The sequence below is a fragment of the Streptomyces sp. NPDC001868 genome, assembly GCF_040297125.1.
Classification (GTDB): domain Bacteria; phylum Actinomycetota; class Actinomycetes; order Streptomycetales; family Streptomycetaceae; genus Streptomyces.
Map to the genome: position 1 here is coordinate 24008 of NZ_JBEOYO010000039.1, position 18554 is coordinate 42561.

Sequence of the window (18554 nt, forward strand, 5' to 3'; positions counted from 1 at the left end):
ACTCACCCCACCAAGGCAGACATCACCTCACCGAGGCGACACAACCGCCCCCAACAACCCAGGCCCCGTATGCGCCCCGATCACCGCCCCGACCTCGCTCACATGCAGATCGACCAGCCCGGGCACCCGGTCCCGCAGCCGTTCCGCGAGTGCCGAGGCCCGCTCGGGCGCGGCGAGGTGGTGGACGGCGATGTCGACCGGCGCGCCGCCCGCCCGCTCGGCGACGATCTCCTCCAGGCGGGCGATGGCCCTGGACGCCGTACGGACCTTCTCCAGCATCTCGATGCGGCCGCCGTCCAGCTGCAGCAGCGGCTTGACGGCCAGCGCGGAGCCGAACAGCGCCTGTGCCGCGCCGATCCGTCCGCCCCGGCGGAGGTAGTCCAGGGTGTCGACGTAGAAGAAGGCGGACGTCCCCGCGGCGCGTTTCTCGGCGGCCGTGACCGCCTCGTCCACGGTGCCGCCCGCCTCCGCGGACTCGGCGGCGGCCAGGGCGCAGAACCCGAGGGCCATCGCGACCATCCCGGTGTCCACCACGCGCACCGGCACGGGTGCCTCGCGTGCCGCGAGCACGGCCGCGTCGTACGTGCCGGAGAACTCGGCGGAGAGGTGGAGGGAGACGATGCCCGTGGCGCCCGACTCCGCGACCCTGCGGTAGGTCTCCGCGAACAGTTCGGGGCTGGGGCGGGAGGTGGTGACGGATCGTCGTTTCTGCAGGGCCTGGGCCAGGGACCGCGCCGAGATCTCGGTGCCTTCTTCGAGCGCCTGGTCGCCGAGGACCACGGTCAGGGGCACCGCGGTGATGCCGTGACGCTCCATCGCCGGCGGCGGCAGATAGGCCGTTGAATCGGTGACGATCGCGACATGGCGGGACATGAGCTGGAGGTTACCCGCCAAGCCCCGCCGACGGCAGCCCGGCCCCTCTCACCTGCGATCGTACAGAGCGGCATGGCCGACGGCCGGGGCGCCCGACGGAGCCCACCGGCTCAAGTCGTGCTCTCCGGGCGGGGCTTCTTCTGCCACGGGTACGTCGGCCGCGCGCTCGGCGGCGTGATCGCGGGCTTGGGCGGCTCCCCACCACGGGACTCGGCACCGCGGGAACCGGCGCCACTCGACTCACCACTACGGGCCCCGGCGCCACTCGACCCACCACCACGGGCCCCGGGCGTCTCCTGCCAGGTCTGTCCCGTGGAGGCGTTGGCCTCGGGCTTCGGCGCCTCGGGCCACACCGAGGCGGGTTCCGTCGTCCAGTGCCGCAGCGCGCCCGCCTCGACGTCTATCTGCGCGCTGAGCGTGTCCAGGTCGTCCTCCGCGAACTTGCGGGCCCGGTCGTGCGCCGCCCAGCGCAGTGAGTCGGCGGACTTGATGATCCGCTCCGTGCGTTCGCGCAGCGCCGGCAGCCGCTGGGCCAACTTGGCGCGGTCCGGCTCGGGCTCCAGGCGCCGCAGCTCGTCGTCCAGCTCCCGGCCGTGCTTGCTGAGCTGCTCGAAGAGGGCCAGGGACTCCTTCAGGGACGCGTCCTCACCCACACCCGCCTGCAACGCCTCCTGGGTGGACCGCATCGAGGTGCGCAACTTCAGCCGCAGATCGGCCAATTGCCCCACCGGGCCCGGCTGGGCCAGGCTTCTGGCGCGCAGGGTGGTGTCCTCGACGGTCCGCTTGGCCTGGGTGATCGTACGGTCCACGCCGCGCTTGGCCGCGCCGACGGCCTTCACCGTGGCGTACACGCCCAGCACCACGAACAGCACGAAGAGCAGGGCGACGACTGCGATGACGGCTTCCACGACGCGCTCCTTCTCCGACCGGCACGGCATGTGCTGCGGCGCTCTTCAACGGTAAACGCAACAGGCAGGTCCCGAGTTCCATCGGAACCCGGAACCTGCCCGTAGGGGACGACCCCGAACCGCTACCCGCCGGCAGTCGAACGACTACCCACAGCTACCACACGGCTATCACCCGGCTCTCATCGCCTACGTGACGATGTTGACCAGCTTCGGCGCCCGCACGATCACCTTCCGGATCGGTGCCCCGGCCAGCGCGGCGACCACCTTCTCGTCGCCCAGGGCCACCTTCTCCAGCTCCTCCTCGGAGATGGCGGGCGAGACCTCCAGGCGGGCCTTGACCTTGCCCTTGATCTGGACGACGCAGGTGACGGCCTCGTCGACGACGTACGCGGGGTCGGCGACGGGGAAGTCGTGGTGCACGACCGACTCCGTGTGCCCCAGCTTGCGCCACAGTTCCTCGGCGATGTGCGGGGCCAGCGGCGCGACCAGCAGGACCAGCGCCTCGGCGACGGAGCGGGACACCGGGCCGCCCACCTTGGTCAGGTGGTTGTTCAGCTCGGTGACCTTGGCGATCGCGGTGTTGAACCGCATGCCCTCCAGGTCCTGCCGTACACCGTCGATGGCCTTGTGCAGCGCCCGCAGGGTGTCCTCACCGGGCTCGGTGTCGACGACCGTCACCTCGCCGGTGGCCTCGTCGACGACGTTGCGCCACAGCCGCTGCAGCAGCCGGAACTGGCCGACCACCGCGCGCGTGTCCCACGGCCGGGACACGTCCAGCGGGCCCATCGCCATCTCGTACAGACGCAGCGTGTCGGCGCCGTACTCCGCGCAGATGGACTCCGGAGTGACCGCGTTCTTCAGGGACTTGCCCATCTTGCCCAGCAGGCGGCTGACCTTCTCGCCCTCGTAGAAGAAGGCGCCGTCGCGCTCCTCCACCTCGACGGCCGGCACCGCGAAACCACGGCTGTCGCGGTAGACGAAGGCCTGGATCATGCCCTGGTTGAACAGCTTGTGGAACGGCTCGGCCGACGAGACGTGCCCCAGGTCGAACAGGACCTTGGACCAGAAGCGCGCGTACAGCAGGTGCAGCACGGCGTGCTCGGCGCCGCCGACGTACAGATCGACACCGCCGTGCGGCTGCCCCTCGCGCGGGCCCATCCAGTAGCGCTCGATCTCCGGGTCGACCAGCTTCTCGGAGTTGTGCGGGTCCAGGTAGCGCAGCTCGTACCAGCAGGAACCGGCCCAGTTGGGCATGGTGTTGGTCTCACGGCGGTACGGGCGCGGGCCCCGGCCGTCGCCCAGGTCCAGGGTGACGTTCACCCAGTCCTCGTTGCGCGACAGCGGTGTCTCGGGCCGGGTGTCGGCGTCGTCCGGCTCGAAGGTGCGCGGCGAGTAGTCCTCGACCTCGGGCAGTTCCAGCGGCAGCATCGACTCGGGCAGCGAGTGGGCGACGCCGTCCTCGTCGTAGACGATGGGGAAGGGCTCGCCCCAGTAGCGCTGGCGGCTGAACAGCCAGTCGCGCAGCCGGAAGTTGACGGTGCCCTGACCGATGCCGGACCGCTCCAGCCACTCGGTGATGCGCGCCTTGGCCTCGACGACGCCCAGGCCGTCCAGGGAGACACTCCCACCAGCGGAGTTGACGATCTTCGCGTCGTAGGACACGAAGGCCTCGTCCCACGTCGACGTGTCCGTGCCACGGCCGTCCGTCGGCTCGACGACGCAGTTGATCGGCAGCTCGAAAGCGCGCGCGAACTCGAAGTCGCGCGAGTCGTGGGCCGGGACGGCCATGATCGCGCCGGTGCCGTAGCCCATCAGGACGTAGTCGGCGATGAAGACCGGGATCCGCTCGCCGTTGACCGGGTTGGTCGCGTACGAGCCGGTGAAGACGCCGGTCTTGTCCTTGGCCTCGGCCTGCCGTTCGACGTCGGACTTCGAGGCGGCCTGCGCGCGGTAGGCGGCGACGGCGTCGGCCGGGGTCGCGTGACCGCCGGTCCACACGTCGTGGGTGCCCTCGGGCCAGGCGTCCGGGGTGAACTTGTCGACCAGCGGGTGCTCGGGCGCCAGGACCATGTAGGTCGCGCCGAACAGGGTGTCGGGGCGGGTGGTGAAGACGGTGATGTTCTCGCCGTCGATGGGGAAGTCGACGCGGGCGCCCTCGGAGCGGCCGATCCAGTTGCGCTGCTGCAGCTTGATGGCCTCGGGCCAGTCCAGCTCGTTCAGGTCGTCCAGCAGCCGGTCGGCGTACGCGGTGATGCGCATGTTCCACTGGCGCAGCTTGGCCTTGAAGACGGGGAAGTTGCCGCGCTCGGAGCGGCCGTCGGCGGTGACCTCCTCGTTGGCCAGCACGGTGCCCAGGCCGGGACACCAGTTGACCGGCGCGTCGGAGGCGTACGCCAGGCGGTACTCGCCCAGGACGTCGGCGCGTTCGACGGCGCTCAGCGCGCTCCAGGAGCCGCCGCCGGGCAGCGCGCGCTCACCGGACTCGAACTGGGCGACCAGTTCGGCGATCGGGCGGGCCTTCGCGGCCTCGTCGTCGTACCAGGAGTTGAAGATCTGCAGGAAGATCCACTGGGTCCACTTGTAGTAGTCCGGGTCGATCGTGGCGAACGACCGGCGCTTGTCGTGGCCCAGGCCCAGCCGGCGCAGCTGGGACTTCATGTTGTTGATGGCGGCTTCGGTGGTGATCCTGGGGTGCTCGCCGGTGGCCACGGCGTGCTGCTCGGCGGGCAGGCCGAAGGCGTCGAAGCCCAGGGTGTGCAGGACGTTGTGGCCGGTCATCCGCTGGAAGCGGGCGAAGACGTCGGTGGCGATGTAACCCAGGGGGTGGCCGACGTGCAGGCCCGCACCGGACGGGTACGGGAACATGTCCATGATGAACTTCTTGGGCCTGGCCGCCTGGTCGGGGTCGCCCGCCAGGTCGCCCTTCGGGTTCGGGGCCGCGTAGGTGCCCTCGGCGTCCCAGAAGTCCTGCCAGCGTGCCTCGATCTCGGCCGCGACGGCGGCCGTGTAGCGGTGCGGCGCGGCCTCCACCGATACACCTGTGGCGGCGGGGTTCGTCTCGCTCATGATCCTCAAAGCTCCATCGATCGTCTCTGCCAGCGGCTGTGTCGTCAGGAAACGAAAAATCCCCTCGCACAGGAGGGGACGCCGCGCCGATTCCGACCACGCCGTTCATCGGCGGTCGGGACTGATCAGCGCGGCTCACTAAGCAGAAGGCGTACGGCACGCATGGCGTCAGGGTACCGCAGCCCTCACAGCCGTCGCGACGAGGTTCCGGCCCGCGGGAGCGTCCCGACGGGCGGGAATCAGCGGTGTGTCAGCCACGGGATCCGGCCAAAAAAGTTGAACTTTATTCAAAACTTACTTCGCGTAACAACCTCTAAGGGGCATCACAGATGTGAGATTGCCCCTTGATAACAACGCAATAACTCAAACCTCGTACCGCTCGGTTTGGCACCACTTACAGTTCGATGACGGGACCGCTTTCCCGAACTGTTCGGAGTTGCCCCCATGAACCCTCGTCGCAGTAACAGCTCGCTGCCCCAGACAGGCCGCTCGGCCTACGGGATAGCCACAGCTGCCGCGCTGCTGCTGATACCCGTAAGTGTGCTGGTCGGAGGTGACGCGTACCGGGAGTTCCTCGACTTCGGAGCGGGCGTTCTCTCGCTCGTCTCGTTGACCTGCTCGGTGCTCTGGGGGCTCGTCGCCCAGGACCGGACCCTGCTCACCGTGCGCCAGCGGATCATCGGCCAGGCCGTCCACCGGACGACCGCCATCGCCTCGGTCGCGTTCCTCGTCCTGCACGTCTCGGTGAAGCTGGCGCTGAACCACGTCTCCGCGATCGCCCTGTTCCCCTTCGCCCTCGGCGTGACGGGCACGGGAGCGCTCATCGGCTTCGGCGCGACCGCCGGGGCCATGATGGTCTTCGTCGCCATCACCGGTGCGCTGCGAAGCAACTTCGCGTCCCCCGCACCGGTCGCGGCCCGCTGGCGCGCGATGCACATGATGGCTTACCCGGCCTGGTGTTTCGCGCTCGTGCACGGACTCTACGCGGGTCGCGAAGCCAAGCCGATCTTCGTGATCCTCTACTCGGCCGGCCTGATCGCCGTCGCCGCAGCCCTGCTGCTGCGGGCCGCGCCGCGCCAGGTCAAGCGCCAGGTGGTCGAGCGCATCGCCGCCATCCTGGGCACCGACGGCCAGCGTCCCCCCGAGGTCGACGAACTCGTGAAGTCCCGTTCGGCCCTGCAGGGCATGGACGAGCCCGGCGGACGGCGCGAAGGCGGTCGTCGCGAGGGCGGTCGTCGCGAGGGCGGACAGCGCGACCAGATGCGCGACACCGGCCAGTTCCCGCTGCCCGGCTTCGGCGGCGGCCAGGGCCAGAACCCCCCGCTCGGCGACCCGCTGGTGCCCCCGCAGCGCGGGGCGGCAGCCGCGGCCGACAGCGGCCCCGGCTTCGCGGCCGCGTACCGCGCGGTGTCGATGACCCCTCGCGCACAGGAGCCCACGGCGCCCTATCTGACCCAGCAGCAGCCGCCGTTGGACATGCAGCCCACGCAGGCCATGCCCCGGATGGACGACGGCTCGACCACGGGCGGCACCCGCTGGCCGGCCCCGTCCCCGCCGCCGGTCGGCGAGGCGCCCCCGTCGTCGTACGACCCGATGCAGGACACCTTCGCCGGACAGCCGCTGGGCGGACAGCCGTTGGGCGGGCAGACCTATCCGGGCCAGGCGTACCCGGGTCAGGCCTACCAGGGCGAGACGTACAACACAGGCGCTTCCGAAACTTCCTACGGAACGGCTGAGACGAACGCCCCCTACGGCACGTACAACCCGAACGACACGTACAACAGCGGTCCCGCCACTGAAACGCTGCCCGGCTACGAGGATTACAACCAGCCGGGCTCAGGCGAACCCTGGAACGCGCCTTCCGGAGGATTTAAGTGAACGAGGCCCTTCCCGACGTCCCCGAAGTCCGTGTGGTGGGGCTCCCCCAGCTCACCTCGGGCTTCGACCTCGTCGAGAGACTCGACCTCCCCATGCACCTGAAGGTGCATGGTCCGCTCGAACCGATGGGCGGCGAGCAACTCGCCCAGCTGTCCGAGCGGATCAACCTGAAGGGCAGGGGCGGCGCGGGCTTCCCGTTCCACAAGAAACTGCGGTCGGTCGCCGAGTCGGCGATCAAGCGCGGCATCCGGCCCGTCGTGGTCGTCAACGGCAGCGAGGACGAACCCGCCTGCCGCAAGGACACGGTGCTGATCAACCGTGCCCCGCACCTCATCCTGGACGGCGCCCTGCTCGTCGCGGAGGCCCTGGGCGCCCGACAGCTGGTCATCGGGGTGACACGTGAATCCACCGAGCGATCGATGGAGGCGGCCCTCGCCGAGCGCGGACTGAGCAACCGGCGCGGCGCCGCCATCCGCGCCAGCGTGCAGCGCAACCCGGTCCGTATGGTCACCGGCGCCGCCGGCTCGCTGATCCGTTCCATCGACGGCGGCCCGCCCATCCCGCCGGGCCGCAAGACCAGCGCGTCCAAGAGCGGTGTCGGCGGCGCGCCGACCCTGCTCTCGAACGCCGAGACCTTCGCCCAGCTCGCCATCGGCGCCCGCATCGGCCCCGAGCGGTACGGCAACACCGGTCTGTACGACGAGCCGGGCACCGTCATGCTCACCGTGTCCGGCGCGGTCGCCCGCCCGATGGTGATCGAGGCGCCCACCGGCGTGCCGCTGCGCTACATCCTGCAGCTGGCCGGCGCGCCGCCGGTCCCGCAGGGCGTGCTGACCGGCGGCTACCACGGCAAGTGGATCGACGCGGCGACGGTCAACGAGGCGGTCGTCTCACGCAACTCGCTGGACGCGGTGGGCGGTGCGCTGGGCGCGGGCGCGATCCTGCCGATCAGCCAGGACACCTGCCCGCTCGGCGAGTCGCTCCAGGTCGCCAAGTGGCTCGCCGAGGAGAGCGCGGGACAGTGCGGTCCCTGCTACCTCGGTCTGCCGGCCGCCGCGCGCGGTATGGAGGACATCCTCAACGGCGGCGGTCCTGCGGCCCTGGAGGCCCTCAAGCAGGTCGCGAAGAACGTCAAGCGGCGCGGCGCGTGCTCGCACCCGGACGGTTCCGCGATGTTCCTCGAATCGACCGTCAAGGCGTTCACGGACGACCTCGCCGCCCATGTCCTCGGCAACGGCTGCGGCCGTCCCGTGGAGGGCGTACTGCCGCTCTTCGAGGGCGGCAGGATGCCGACCGGTATCCCGGGCGGCGCGGCCGAGGAGGAGAGCGGCAGCCGCCAGAAGATCTTCGTCGACTGGACGCTCTGCCGGGGTCACGGCCTGTGCGCCGACATCCTCCCCGAGGTCTTCCAGCTCGGCGCCGACGGCTTCCCCACCGTCGCCCAGGCGAAGGTCCCCCAGTACGCCGAGGCCAAGGCCCTGCGCGCGGTGCGCCGCTGCCCGGCGCTCGCCCTGCGCCTGGAGGAGGACAACCGCGCCTCCGCCCCGTCCCGCAACCTCCCGGTCCTCTCCCAGGGCCGTGGCCGGCGGGCCCTGGGCAGCGGTCGCTGAAGTCCCTTACGACGAAGGGCGGGCCACCCGGTGAGGTGGCCCGCCCTTCGTCGTCGACCACCGCGGCTCGTCCGCCCGTTCGCTCGCCCATCCGCCCGCCCGTCCTGGACAACGCGAAGACCCCGTCCATGTGGACGGGGTCTTTTCTGTGGAGCTAAGGAGAATTGAACTCCTGACCTCCTGCATGCCATGCAGGCGCTCTACCAACTGAGCTATAGCCCCTTGCGGTGTTGTCCGCCCGGTCTCCCTGGCGACGACGCCAACATTACCGGTCCCCCGCGCACACCACCAAATCGTTTCCGTCGCGTGCGAATTGTGGGTGGATTTGGTGGTTGATGCCGGATTCCGAATCACCCACGGCACATCCGGCGCTCGCGCCCCCGCCGACGATGGCCGTCACGAGGGCGCTGAAGCACCCGTGGCGGCCCAACGGCGGCCGGTGGGCAGTACGGGGCCCACCGGCGCCGAGGCGACGCTCAAGCCGTCACGAACGAGTAGAACCGCTTGAGCGTGCAGTGCTCTTCGAGCAGCCGGCCATAGATCGGCTCACCCTCCAGCTCGCGGTACGTCTCGATCGGGTCGCCTTTTATGATCAGCGCCCGCGCGCATTCCTCGCACCAGTACTGGTAGTCGGCGTTGACGGGCTCCATGTCGCGGACGATGGGCGTGCCGCTGCCGCACCAGTCGCACTTTCTCCTGTGTGCACCCATCGATCAGCTCCAGCTGTGGCCGCAGGCCGTGCACACGTAGGAGATCCCTCCGTTGTCACCGAGGACTTGGGCAACGTGGAGCGAGCCGCAGGAAGGGCAGAGGAGGGTGGTCTTGCTCCGCATCACCACCCCTGCGGGAAGGTCGTGGACCCTCCCGCGGATGCTCGCAGGCATCGCTTCTCCCTCCCGTCGGGCCGCGCCCCCTTCCGGCCGTTTGATTCTGCCACGGCCGGACCAATACGGTCAGCGACGCCTTCGTACCAGTCCGGGCGAGCGGCGGGAAAGAAGGCAGTCCGCAGAGGTATACGCCTCCGGAGCGGCGCGTGCTCAAGAAGGGACGCAGGTCACACACGAAAAAATCCCGCTCCCTCACGGGAACGGGATCTTCTGTACCGATCTGTGGAGCTAAGGAGAATTGAACTCCTGACCTCCTGCATGCCATGCAGGCGCTCTACCAACTGAGCTATAGCCCCTTGCGTTCTTCCCGCTCGGCGGGCGAACAAGAAGAACTTTAGCCTGCGACCAGCCGGAAAGTGAAATCCGGGTCCCGGGCCGCGTGACCAGGCCTCTTACGGGGCTCAGTCGTCGTCGCCGAGCACCGGCTCGGGCAGCGTGCCGGCGTTGTGCTCCAGGAGCCGCCAGCCGCGGGCGCCCTCGCCGAGGACGGACCAGCAGCAGTTGGAGAGGCCGCCGAGGCCCTCCCAGTGGTGGGGGTCCAGGCCGAGGAGGCGCCCGATGGTGGTGCGGATGGTGCCGCCGTGGCTGACCACGACGAGGGTGCCGTTCTCCGGGAGTTTGTCGGCGTGCCGGAGCACCACGGGGGCGGCGCGGTCGGCGACCTCGGTCTCCAGTTCGCCGCCGCCGCGGCGGATCGGCTCACCGCGCTTCCAGGCGGCGTACTCGTCGCCGTGCCGGGCGATGATCTCGTCGTGGGTGAGGCCCTGCCAGACGCCCGCGTAGGTCTCGCGCAGGCCCTCGTCGTGGCTGATCTCCAGCCCGGTGAGCGCGGCCAGCTCGGCGGCCGTGTTCGCGGCGCGCCGCAGGTCGGAGGCGACGATCGCGTCGGGCCTGAGGGAGGCCAGCAGCCGGGCGGCGCGGCGAGCCTGACCGAGGCCGGTCTCGGTCAGCTCGACGTCCGTGGTGCCCTGGAAGCGGCGCTCCACGTTCCACGAGGTCTGGCCGTGCCGCCAGAGGATGAGGCGGCGGCCCCTGCCCTTCCGCTCCGCGGCGTCGATCCCCGCGGTCACCGCAGTTCTCCGCCCAGCTCCGCTTCCTCCTCGGCGGCGCGCAGCTTGGCGTGCTCCGCGCCCTTGCCCCGGGTGGCCTTGGCGTCGGCGGGCAGCTCCAGCTCGGGGCAGTCCTTCCAGAGCCGCTCCAGGGCGTAGAAGACCCGCTCCTCGCTGTGCTGGACGTGCACGACGATGTCGACGTAGTCCAGCAGCACCCAGCGGGCCTCGCGGTCGCCCTCACGGCGGACCGGCTTGGCGCCGAGCTCCTTGTTCAGGCGCTCCTCGATCTCGTCGACGATCGACTTGACCTGGCGGTCGTTGGGCGCGGAGGCGAGCAGGAAGGCGTCCGTGATGGACAGCACATCGCTGACGTCGTACGCGATGACGTCGTGCGCGAGCTTGTCGGCGGCCGCCTGCGCGGCGGTGGTGATGAGCTCGAGAGAGCGGTCGGTGGCGGTCACTACACGGCTTTCGGTCGTCGGTCAGGAACCCTCACGGGCTACCCCAAGGGTCTCACGGCCCACCGACCCCGCCCCACGTGTTAATCGATCAGGCCCCGGAGCAGTGCCGATACGGCGGCTCCGGGGCCTGATCGCTGATCACGCCGGTTCGATCTGTTCGATCTGTTCGATCAGCCCGTGGTTCCCGTAGTTCCCGTGGTTCCCGTCGTCCCCGCGTCCCCCGTCGCGGCCGTCGTCTCGTAGTTCTGGCCGAGTACGACCGAGACGTCGGCGTTGGACGTGGTCTCGCCCTTCTTCACCGCGCCGGCCGGGAGGCCGAGGGTCTTGGCGACCTCGACGGCGTCCTGCTTGCGGGCCGCGTCGGAGTAGGTGACCTGGGAAGTGGCCTGGGAGGTGGCGGTGGTGCCGGCGTCGAGGAAGGTGTAGCCGCCGTTGAGCACGGCCACCCGGGCCTGTTCGGTGGCGTCCTTCTCGCCGGTGGCGTTGCGGATGCCGACCCGGACGGCGTCCCCGGCGTCGGGGCTCTTCGCGGTGCCGCCGAGCAGGTTCTTGACCACGCTGTCGGAGTCCTCCGCGCTGAGCGTGCCGTCCTGCTGGACGGGCAGCGCCTCGGTCTTGTAGTCGCCGCCCTTGGCGTGGTCGGCGAGCTTGGCGAGGAAGGTGCCGAGGTCCTTGTCGCTGAGCGAGGGGTCGAGGATCTGGGCCAGCGTCTGCACGGTGACCGTGGCGGCCTGCGCGTCGGAGGACAGCTTGCGCAGCACGCCCTGCATGACCTGCCCGAACCGCTCCAGCTGCGCGTTCTGCGACTCGCCGGAGGCCCGGTAGGTGGCGTAGGCGACGGCCATCTTGCCGCTGAGGGTCTGCGCCTTGCCCTTGGTGACGAGGGGGGCCGCGCCCCTCTTCTCGGCCTCGGGGTCGGGCACGTCGGCGTTCGTGTCGATGTCGATGTTGCCGACGAGTCCGACGAGGTTGTTCAGGTACGGGGTGTCCAGCCGCCAGGTGCCCTGGATGTCGGTGCCGAGGACGGTGTCGAGCGCGTCGCGGGTGCCGGAGGAGCCGTCGTCCTCGACGGACTTGGCGAGGGTCGTCGTGATGCCGTCGTCGCCGGTCAGGGCGAGGGCGTTGGGGATCAGGACGGTGGCGCCCTGCTTGGTGGTGGTGTTGTCGACGAGCAGCGCCGTGGAGGTGCCGCCGTTCTTGGTGTCGTGCAGATGCACGACGACCACGTCCCGTTTCTGGGCCGCGGCGGAGGTCGTGGTGCCGGTCTGCTCGTCCGAGGACGCCCCGGGCAGCATGCCCGCCCACCACATGTAGCCGACGCCGCCGACCGCGACCAGGGCGAGGACCACGGCCAGGGCGACCAGCCGGCTCTTGGCCCGCCGCTTGGCCTCCTCACGGCGCTCGGTGCGGTTCTCGGTGAAGTTCAGCCAGTCGATGACGTCCTCGGAGTCGCCGTCGGGCTCCTCGACGAACGCGAACTGCTCGGTGCGGTAGTCCGGTTGACCGTCGGCGTCCCGCTCCGGGCGGGTGTCACCGGTCCGGGGCCCGCTCTCCTCGGCGGTCCCCGGCGGCGCCGACTGCTGCGGGATGTAGGCGGTCTGCTCGGCGACGGGCGCCTGCAGGCCGGTGACCGCGGTCTGCCCGTAGGGGTCGTACGGGTCGTAGGCGGGCCCCGGTGCCTGCTGGCCGGTGTCGTAGCCCGTGCCGTACCCCTGCGGGTGCTGCTGCGGGACCTGGCCATGGCCGGTCGCGTACGGGTCGTAGCCGTAGCCCTGGCCGTACCCCTGGGGCACTTGCGTCCCGTAGGGGTCGTACGCCTGTTGCTGAGGCACCTGCTGGGCGGGCGCCTGTCGGTACACCGGCTGCCCGTACTCGTCGTAGCCGACGAGTTCGTACTGCTGGTCGCCCCCGTGGCCAGCGTCGTATCGGTCGTTCACCGGTGCCCCTCTCGGCTCACTCGCCGCGGTACAGCTGCCGCTTGTCGATGTAGCGCACCACGCCGTCCGGCACCAGGTACCAGACGGGATCGCCCTTGCCGACTCTCGCACGGCAGTCCGTGGAGGAGATGGCGAGCGCGGGGACCTCGACCAGGGAGACCCCGCCCGCGGGCAGGCCCGGGTCGGCCAGGGTGTGACCCGGACGGGTGACCCCGATGAAGTGCGCGAGGGAGAAGAGTTCCTCGGCGTCGCGCCAGGTGAGGATCTGGCCGAGCGCGTCGGCGCCGGTGATGAAGAAGAGGTCCGACTCGGGGTTGAGCTCGTGCAGTTCGCGCAGGGTGTCGATGGTGTAGGTGAGGCCCTTGCGGTCGATGTCGATGCGGCTCACGGAGAAGTGGGGGTTCTCGGCCGTCGCGATGACCGTCATCAGATAGCGGTCCTCGGCCGCCGAGACCGAGCGGTGGGACTTCTGCCAGGGCTGGCCGGTCGGTACGAACACGACCTCGTCGAGACCGAACTGCGCGGCGACCTCCTGGGCCGCCACGAGGTGTCCGTGGTGGATCGGGTCGAACGTCCCGCCCATGACGCCGAGACGGCGCCGACCGGGCGCCGACGGGCGGTTTCCCGGTGCGCCGGAGGCGCTGTCGGCCCGGCCGTCCGTGGTGTCGTGTGCCTGGTCCGCCGCCTTGTCGTGCTCCGGACCGGTAGGCATTTCCTGCTCTCCCATGCGTGGAGAGCCTACCGGCCCGGCCGACGCGCACCGTTCGAACGTCCTTTTGCGCGGATTAGCGATCGCGGTTGAAGCGAGTGGTGATCCACAGCAGCAGCATCAGGGCGAAGAAGGCTCCGCCGCCGGTCAGGTAGGGGCTCAGGCTCTCGTGGTTGCCGCTGTGCTCCCCGCCGCCCTCGGCGGCGAAAGTGACCAAGTCGGCAGCTGTGCTGTGGAAGCTCATCGTCGGCGTGACCTATCCGGGTGTGGGATCGGGATAAAGACCCGCCCATCGTATGCGGGAGCCTCGACCGCGCTCACGTCGACTCCGCCCAGCGGTGAACGCGGGCACCGCCGGCCGCGTACTTCCCTCACGAGACACGCGTACTTCCCGTCGCTTCCCGTACGAGACAACCGTTCGCGCGTGCCGGGCGTCCTTCCCGTCGGCGGGCGTCATTCGTCCCGCTTGTATCCCCGTAGCAGGAACCACGCCATGAGGACGGAGCCCAGGACCATCACGATCAGCACCACACGCAGCAGGTTGCCCGCTCCCTGTTCCTTCGCGGCGGTGTCCGCGGCCTCGGTGAGCCAGGCGGATGCCGGCAGGTGCGGGAGATGTCCCATGGAGATCGCTCCTTACGGTTGATGCCCTGCCACGGTAACTCCGCCTAGGCTGGACCCCGCTTCGGGGGCAACATGGGCAAAACAGAGCATGGGGGAAACATGCCGGACGACAGCCACGAGCAGAACGGGCACGAGAACGTGCCGAGCAGGCAGCGCAGGCGCTTCGAGGGGATCTCCTCCCGGGCGTACGAACACCCCGCGGACCGCTCGGCGCTGGTGGCGCTGCGCAAGCTCAGCGGCTTCGACACGGTGTTCAAGGCACTCAGCGGTCTGCTGCCGGAACGCAGCCTCAGGCTGCTGTTCCTGTCCGACTCCGTACGGGTCTCGGACCAGCAGTTCGCCCACCTCAACACCATGCTGCGGGACGCGTGTTACATCCTGGACCTGGAGAAGGTCCCGCCGATGTACGTGAACCAGGACCCGCAGCCGAACGCGATGTGCATCGGTCTGGACGAGCCGATCATCGTCGTCACCACCGGGCTCGTCGAGCTGCTCGACGAGGAGGAGATGCGGGCGGTCATCGGGCACGAGGTGGGCCACGCGCTCTCCGGCCACTCGGTGTACCGGACGATACTGCTCTTCCTGACGAGCCTCGCCCTGAAGATCGCCTGGATCCCGCTGGGGAACCTCGCGATCATGGCGATCGTGACCGCGCTGCGTGAGTGGTTCCGCAAGTCGGAGCTGTCCGCCGACCGTGCGGGTCTGCTGGTCGGCCAGGACGTCCAGGCGTCGATGCGCGGTCTGATGAAGATCGCGGGTGGCAATCACCTGCACGAGATGAACGTGGACGCGTTCCTCGCGCAGGCCGAGGAGTACGAGGCAGGGGGCGACCTGCGCGACTCCGTCCTCAAGATCCTCAACGTGCTGCCCCGCTCGCACCCCTTCACCACCGTGCGCGCGGCGGAGCTGAAGAAGTGGGCCGAGTCCCGCGACTTCCAGCGGATCATGGACGGGCACTACCCGCGGCGCAGCGAGGACAAGGACACCTCGGTGACCGACTCCTTCCGCGAGTCGGCCTCGCACTACTCCAGCACCGTCAAGAACTCCAAGGACCCGCTGATGAAGCTGGTCACGGACATCGCGGGCGGCGCAGGCGACCTCGGCGGCCGGGTCCGGCGGGGCTTCGGAGGAGGAGGCGGCGGCACGGCCACCGCCCAGGAGGACCCGCCCCGCGACGACGCGTAGGACGTCGGGTGCGGGTGGGTGGGGGCTGGTCGCGCAGTTCCCCGCGCCGCTGCCTTTTCAGGGGCGCGGGGAACTGCGCGAGAAGCCCCACTCACCCGCGGCCGAAGAACGACCCGGCCCGCCCTCACACCTTCGGCTGCGCACTCTCCGCCAAGGTGCCGCACAGGGCCGTCGCGGCGCCCGTGCCGTACGGGTCCGTGCCGGCGGACGGCCCGCCCGCCTTGGCCGTCTGCCCGGCAAGCAGCGGCCGCAGATGGTTCGTGGCGTCGTCGGAGCAGGCCAGCGGCCCGGCCTGGACGTAGGAGACGACGACCTCCACCTGGTGGGTGCGCAGGTCGTCCTGGTCGAAGCGGAAGTGCAGCTCGCGCCGGACCGTGAACAGCGAGGCCTCCGCCCCCGCCTCGCCGCCCGCCGGCCGCAGCGCGTACACGAAGGTGTGGGCGGCGACGACCTCCAGGGTTCCGGAGTCGAACTCGGCCGCCTGGAGGGTGCCCTGGACACGCACCTTGCGGTCGGCGAGTTCCGCGCGGGACGGGTCGAAGCGGACCAGCCAGCCGGTGGGGGCGTGCCGCCCGTCGGCCGCCGGGCGGTCGAAACTCTGCTCGAACTGGTCGAGCTGCTCCGAGTCGAGCAGCCGCCGTACGGGCTGGACGGTGGCGCCGCCGAGCACCTCGGGGTCGAGCGCGGAGGCGACCAAGTACTCCTTGGCGATGGCCAGCGCGGAGACGACCTGACTGTCGGTGAAGTGCTCGGTACGCCGGGTGGCCGGCATGGTGATGCCCTCGGCGCCGATCCGGAACTGGGCGGCCGGGCTGTGCGCGTACAGCGTCTCCGGCTCTACGGCGCCGGGCACCGCGGCCTGCGGGGACAGCGGGATCACCGTCATCCGCAGCGGTTCGGTGGGCTTCGCGGCCGGGGTGTCGTACGGGTGGCGGACGCCCATGTAGATCGCGGTGCCGAAGGCGAGGGCGACCAGCAGGACGAGGACCAGGGCCTGCCGGGAGAGGCCGCGGCGCAGGGGCGGGCGGCGGCGGACGGCCGGGGCGTGGTCGGAGAGGCGCTCGTGGGCGGAGAACTCCTGGAGGCGGGCAGCACGGACGAACGATTCGTCGAAGACGACGGATCGGTATTCGTCCTCTCCACCGCCGGGGGCGCCCTCGGGACTCCCCTCAGGTGGGTTTCCAGGCCCGCCCATACATGGAGAGTAGGTCTTCCGAGGCCTCGATAAACGCGCCGGTACACGTCAAGTTCTGACAGGTCCTCACCAGGTCCGCGAACCGCTCGCCAGGGCCCGTGCGAGGCCGCCTCAGGGCGTGCGGGGGTCCGCCGACACCGCCGGCTGGGAGAAGTCCGCGGAGGCGGAGGGCCCGGTCGGGGTGCCCTGTCCGACGCCGGTGGTGGCGGGCGGCGGCGGGACCTCGCCACGGCCCGAGGAGGCGCCCCGGTAGACCGCGGTGAAGGCCAGTGCGACCATGCCGATGCCCATCACGAGGGCGAGGATCCAGGCGACGGGCCGGTGCCAGCGGGTCTGCTTGCCGTACGGACCGTAGGCCCCGTCGGCGCCGTAGCGGCCCTGAAGGATCTCGGAGTCGTCGAGGTCGTCCAGCTCGTCGTCTCGGCCGTGGCCGAAATCGGGGCCGAAGCCGTCGTCGTAGCGGTCGTCGTCGCCGCGGGCGCCTCTGGAGTGCGCCCGGCGGGCCTCGGCCTCCTGGGCCGCGGCGCGGGCCTCCGCGGCTGCGAGCAGACGTTCGACCGCGGTCGGCTCGTGGACCACGGCCGCCCGTACGAAGTCCTCGTCGAAGACCACGGAGGCGAACTCTTCGTCCATACCCCCGCGGTCGCGGTCGTCGTCGGGCTCCCAGCCGTCAGGGAACGGCGTGCCCCCCACGTCCTCCGGCACGGATCCAGAGTAGACCGGGGTGGTCAATTTGGGCAGACGGTAAGGAAATTCATCCGTTTTGCCAGCTGGGTGCCAGGCTGTTCACAGAAACCGCCCGGCACCCCACACGCCCCGCGCCCGGTTAGCGGCGGACGTGTCCGTCGCCCGTGACGATGTACTTCGTGCTGGTCAGCTCGGGCAGACCCATCGGGCCCCGGGCGTGGAGCTTCTGGGTGGAGATGCCGATCTCGGCGCCGAAGCCGAACTGACCGCCGTCGGTGAAGCGGGTCGAGGCGTTGACGGCGACCGTCGTGGAGTCGACCAGCTGGGTGAAACGGCGGGCGGCCTGCTGGGAGGTCGTCACGATCGCCTCGGTGTGACCGGAGCTCCACAGCCGGATGTGCTCCACGGCCCGGTCGAGCGAGTCGACGACGGCGGCGGCGATGTCGTACGACAGGTACTCGGCCTCCCAGTCGTCCGTGGTGGCCTCCACGACCGTGGCCCGGCTCTCCTTGGCGAACGCGAGCACACGTTCGTCGGCGTGGACCGTGACCCCGGCGTCGGCGAGCGCGTCGAGGGCGCGGGGCAGGAACTCGGGGGCGATGTCCTGGTGGACGAGGAGGGTCTCGGCGGCGTTGCAGACGCTGACCCGGTGGGCCTTGGAGTTGATCAGGATCTCGATCGCCATGTCGAGGTCGGCCTGGGCGTCGACGTAGACATGGCAGTTGCCCGTGCCGGTCTCGATCACCGGGACGGTGGACTCCTCGACGACCGTGCGGATCAGGGAGGCGCCGCCGCGCGGGATGAGCACGTCGACCAGGCCGCGGGCGCGCATCAGCTCGCGCACGGACTCGCGGCTCTCGCCGGGGACGAGCTGGACGGCGTCGGCGGGCAGGCCCGCGCCGCCGACGGCGTCCCGCAGGACCCGTACGAGGGCGGCGTTGGACTCGTAGGCGGAGGACGAGCCGCGCAGCAGGACCGCGTTGCCGGACTTCAGGCAGAGGGCGGCGGCGTCCACGGTCACGTTCGGGCGGGCCTCGTAGATGATGCCGACCACGCCGAGCGGGACACGGACCTGGCGCAGGTCGATGCCGTTCGGGAGGGTGGAGCCGCGGACGACCTCGCCGACCGGGTCGGGCAGGGCGGCCACGTCACGGACGTCGGCGGCGATGGCGCGGACCCGCTCCGGGGTCAGCGTCAGCCGGTCGATGATCGCCTCGCTGGTGCCGGCCTCCCGCGCCCGCTCGATGTCCTTGGCGTTGGCCTCGACGACTTCGCTCGTACGGACCTCCAGCGCGTCCGCGATGGCGAGCAGCGCGTCGTCCTTGTCGGCGCGCGGGAGCGGCGCGAGGTCGGCGGCGGCGGCCTTGGCACGGTAGGCGGCCCGGGTGACCGGCGTCATGGAGTCGTACGGCGAGAGCGAGGTCATGGGAAAAGGGTAGTGCGCCCGGCGGAGGCGTTCATCGGCTGTTCCACAGCGCGAGA

Annotated in this window: 16 protein-coding genes and 2 tRNA genes; 3 read left to right on the forward strand and 15 right to left on the reverse strand. The window is 70.5% G+C overall.

Going from position 1 to position 18554, the window contains the following annotated elements; genetic code table 11:
• Positions 1-27: 27 nt before the first annotated feature.
• From ABT147_RS33420 to leuS, 3 genes are all read right to left on the reverse strand, one after another.
• A complete protein-coding gene (locus tag ABT147_RS33420; protein ID WP_351413221.1) occupies positions 28-873 on the reverse strand; it encodes a DegV family protein in 846 nt (281 codons plus the stop codon).
• A 110-nt stretch (positions 874-983) separates the two neighbouring features.
• A complete protein-coding gene (locus tag ABT147_RS33425) occupies positions 984-1811 on the reverse strand; it encodes a hypothetical protein (protein WP_351413224.1) in 828 nt (275 codons plus the stop codon).
• 156 nt (positions 1812-1967) lie between these two features.
• Entirely contained in the window at positions 1968-4847 is a 2880-nt protein-coding gene (leuS, locus tag ABT147_RS33430; RefSeq protein WP_351413226.1) for a leucine--tRNA ligase, read from the reverse strand.
• Positions 4848-5291: 444 nt separating this feature from the next.
• Between leuS and ABT147_RS33435 the strand changes: the two genes are divergently transcribed.
• Entirely contained in the window at positions 5292-6725 is a 1434-nt protein-coding gene (locus ABT147_RS33435) for a cytochrome b/b6 domain-containing protein (RefSeq protein ID WP_351413229.1), read from the forward strand.
• A complete protein-coding gene (locus ABT147_RS33440) occupies positions 6722-8335 on the forward strand; it encodes an NADH-ubiquinone oxidoreductase-F iron-sulfur binding region domain-containing protein (protein ID WP_351413231.1) in 1614 nt (537 codons plus the stop codon). Before ABT147_RS33435 ends, ABT147_RS33440 begins: the two co-directional genes overlap by 4 nt.
• A gap of 149 nt (positions 8336-8484) precedes the next feature.
• Here the strand turns inward: ABT147_RS33440 and ABT147_RS33445 are convergent.
• From ABT147_RS33445 to ABT147_RS33485, 9 genes are all read right to left on the reverse strand, one after another.
• Positions 8485-8557 (reverse strand) — tRNA-Ala (locus tag ABT147_RS33445).
• A gap of 254 nt (positions 8558-8811) precedes the next feature.
• Positions 8812-9045: a hypothetical protein gene (locus tag ABT147_RS33450; protein ID WP_005479297.1), complete on the reverse strand. Its 234-nt coding sequence runs from the start codon at positions 9043-9045 to the stop codon at positions 8812-8814.
• A 400-nt stretch (positions 9046-9445) separates the two neighbouring features.
• Positions 9446-9518: transfer RNA gene (locus ABT147_RS33455), tRNA-Ala, on the reverse strand.
• Between the two features lie 105 nt (positions 9519-9623).
• Positions 9624-10292, reverse strand: a complete 669-nt coding sequence (locus ABT147_RS33460) for a histidine phosphatase family protein (RefSeq protein WP_351413233.1) — start codon at positions 10290-10292, stop codon at positions 9624-9626.
• Entirely contained in the window at positions 10289-10735 is a 447-nt protein-coding gene (gene rsfS, locus ABT147_RS33465; RefSeq protein WP_351413236.1) for a ribosome silencing factor, read from the reverse strand. Before rsfS ends, ABT147_RS33460 begins: the two co-directional genes overlap by 4 nt.
• Positions 10736-10905: 170 nt before the next feature.
• Positions 10906-12672, reverse strand: a complete 1767-nt coding sequence (locus ABT147_RS33470; protein ID WP_351413239.1) for an LCP family protein — start codon at positions 12670-12672, stop codon at positions 10906-10908.
• Positions 12673-12688: 16 nt separating this feature from the next.
• Positions 12689-13399, reverse strand: coding sequence for a nicotinate-nucleotide adenylyltransferase (nadD, locus tag ABT147_RS33475; protein WP_351413241.1), 711 nt, complete (start codon positions 13397-13399; stop codon positions 12689-12691).
• 58 nt (positions 13400-13457) lie between these two features.
• Positions 13458-13598 (reverse strand): hypothetical protein, encoded by a 141-nt coding sequence (locus ABT147_RS33480; RefSeq protein WP_351413324.1) that lies wholly within the window; start codon positions 13596-13598, stop codon positions 13458-13460.
• A 236-nt stretch (positions 13599-13834) separates the two neighbouring features.
• Entirely contained in the window at positions 13835-14005 is a 171-nt protein-coding gene (locus ABT147_RS33485; protein WP_351413242.1) for a hypothetical protein, read from the reverse strand.
• Positions 14006-14104: 99 nt separating this feature from the next.
• Here ABT147_RS33485 and ABT147_RS33490 point away from each other — a divergent pair, with 99 nt between their 5' ends.
• The gene (locus ABT147_RS33490) at positions 14105-15190 is read left to right on the forward strand and encodes a M48 family metallopeptidase (RefSeq protein ID WP_351413245.1); all 1086 of its coding nucleotides are present in this window, start codon (positions 14105-14107) and stop codon (positions 15188-15190) included.
• Between the two features lie 124 nt (positions 15191-15314).
• Here the strand turns inward: ABT147_RS33490 and ABT147_RS33495 are convergent, their stop codons facing one another.
• The 3 genes from ABT147_RS33495 to ABT147_RS33505 form a co-directional block, all read right to left on the reverse strand.
• On the reverse strand, positions 15315-16385 hold the full coding sequence (locus ABT147_RS33495) for an SCO2583 family membrane protein (RefSeq protein ID WP_351413247.1): 1071 nt from the start codon (positions 16383-16385) through the stop codon (positions 15315-15317).
• A 111-nt stretch (positions 16386-16496) separates the two neighbouring features.
• Positions 16497-17090: an SCO2584 family spore wall biosynthesis protein gene (locus ABT147_RS33500; protein ID WP_351413249.1), complete on the reverse strand. Its 594-nt coding sequence runs from the start codon at positions 17088-17090 to the stop codon at positions 16497-16499.
• 121 nt (positions 17091-17211) lie between these two features.
• A complete protein-coding gene (locus tag ABT147_RS33505; protein WP_351413251.1) occupies positions 17212-18498 on the reverse strand; it encodes a glutamate-5-semialdehyde dehydrogenase in 1287 nt (428 codons plus the stop codon).
• Positions 18499-18554 lie beyond the last annotated feature (56 nt).

Bases quoted from the DNA above. Each gene is read 5' to 3' on its own strand.
- ABT147_RS33425 (WP_351413224.1), bottom strand. From the start codon at position 1,811: ATGCCGTGCCGGTCGGAGAAGGAGCGCGTCGTGGAAGCCGTCATCGCA.
- nadD (WP_351413241.1), bottom strand. From the start codon at position 13,399: ATGGGAGAGCAGGAAATGCCTACCGGTCCGGAGCACGACAAGGCGGCG.
- leuS (WP_351413226.1), bottom strand. From the start codon at position 4,847: ATGAGCGAGACGAACCCCGCCGCCACAGGTGTATCGGTGGAGGCCGCG.
- ABT147_RS33420 (WP_351413221.1), bottom strand. From the start codon at position 873: ATGTCCCGCCATGTCGCGATCGTCACCGATTCAACGGCCTATCTGCCG.
- ABT147_RS33505 (WP_351413251.1), bottom strand. From the start codon at position 18,498: ATGACCTCGCTCTCGCCGTACGACTCCATGACGCCGGTCACCCGGGCC.
- ABT147_RS33450 (WP_005479297.1), bottom strand. From the start codon at position 9,045: ATGGGTGCACACAGGAGAAAGTGCGACTGGTGCGGCAGCGGCACGCCC.
- ABT147_RS33490 (WP_351413245.1), top strand. From the start codon at position 14,105: ATGCCGGACGACAGCCACGAGCAGAACGGGCACGAGAACGTGCCGAGC.
- ABT147_RS33495 (WP_351413247.1), bottom strand. From the start codon at position 16,385: ATGGGCGGGCCTGGAAACCCACCTGAGGGGAGTCCCGAGGGCGCCCCC.
- ABT147_RS33485 (WP_351413242.1), bottom strand. From the start codon at position 14,005: ATGGGACATCTCCCGCACCTGCCGGCATCCGCCTGGCTCACCGAGGCC.
- ABT147_RS33435 (WP_351413229.1), top strand. From the start codon at position 5,292: ATGAACCCTCGTCGCAGTAACAGCTCGCTGCCCCAGACAGGCCGCTCG.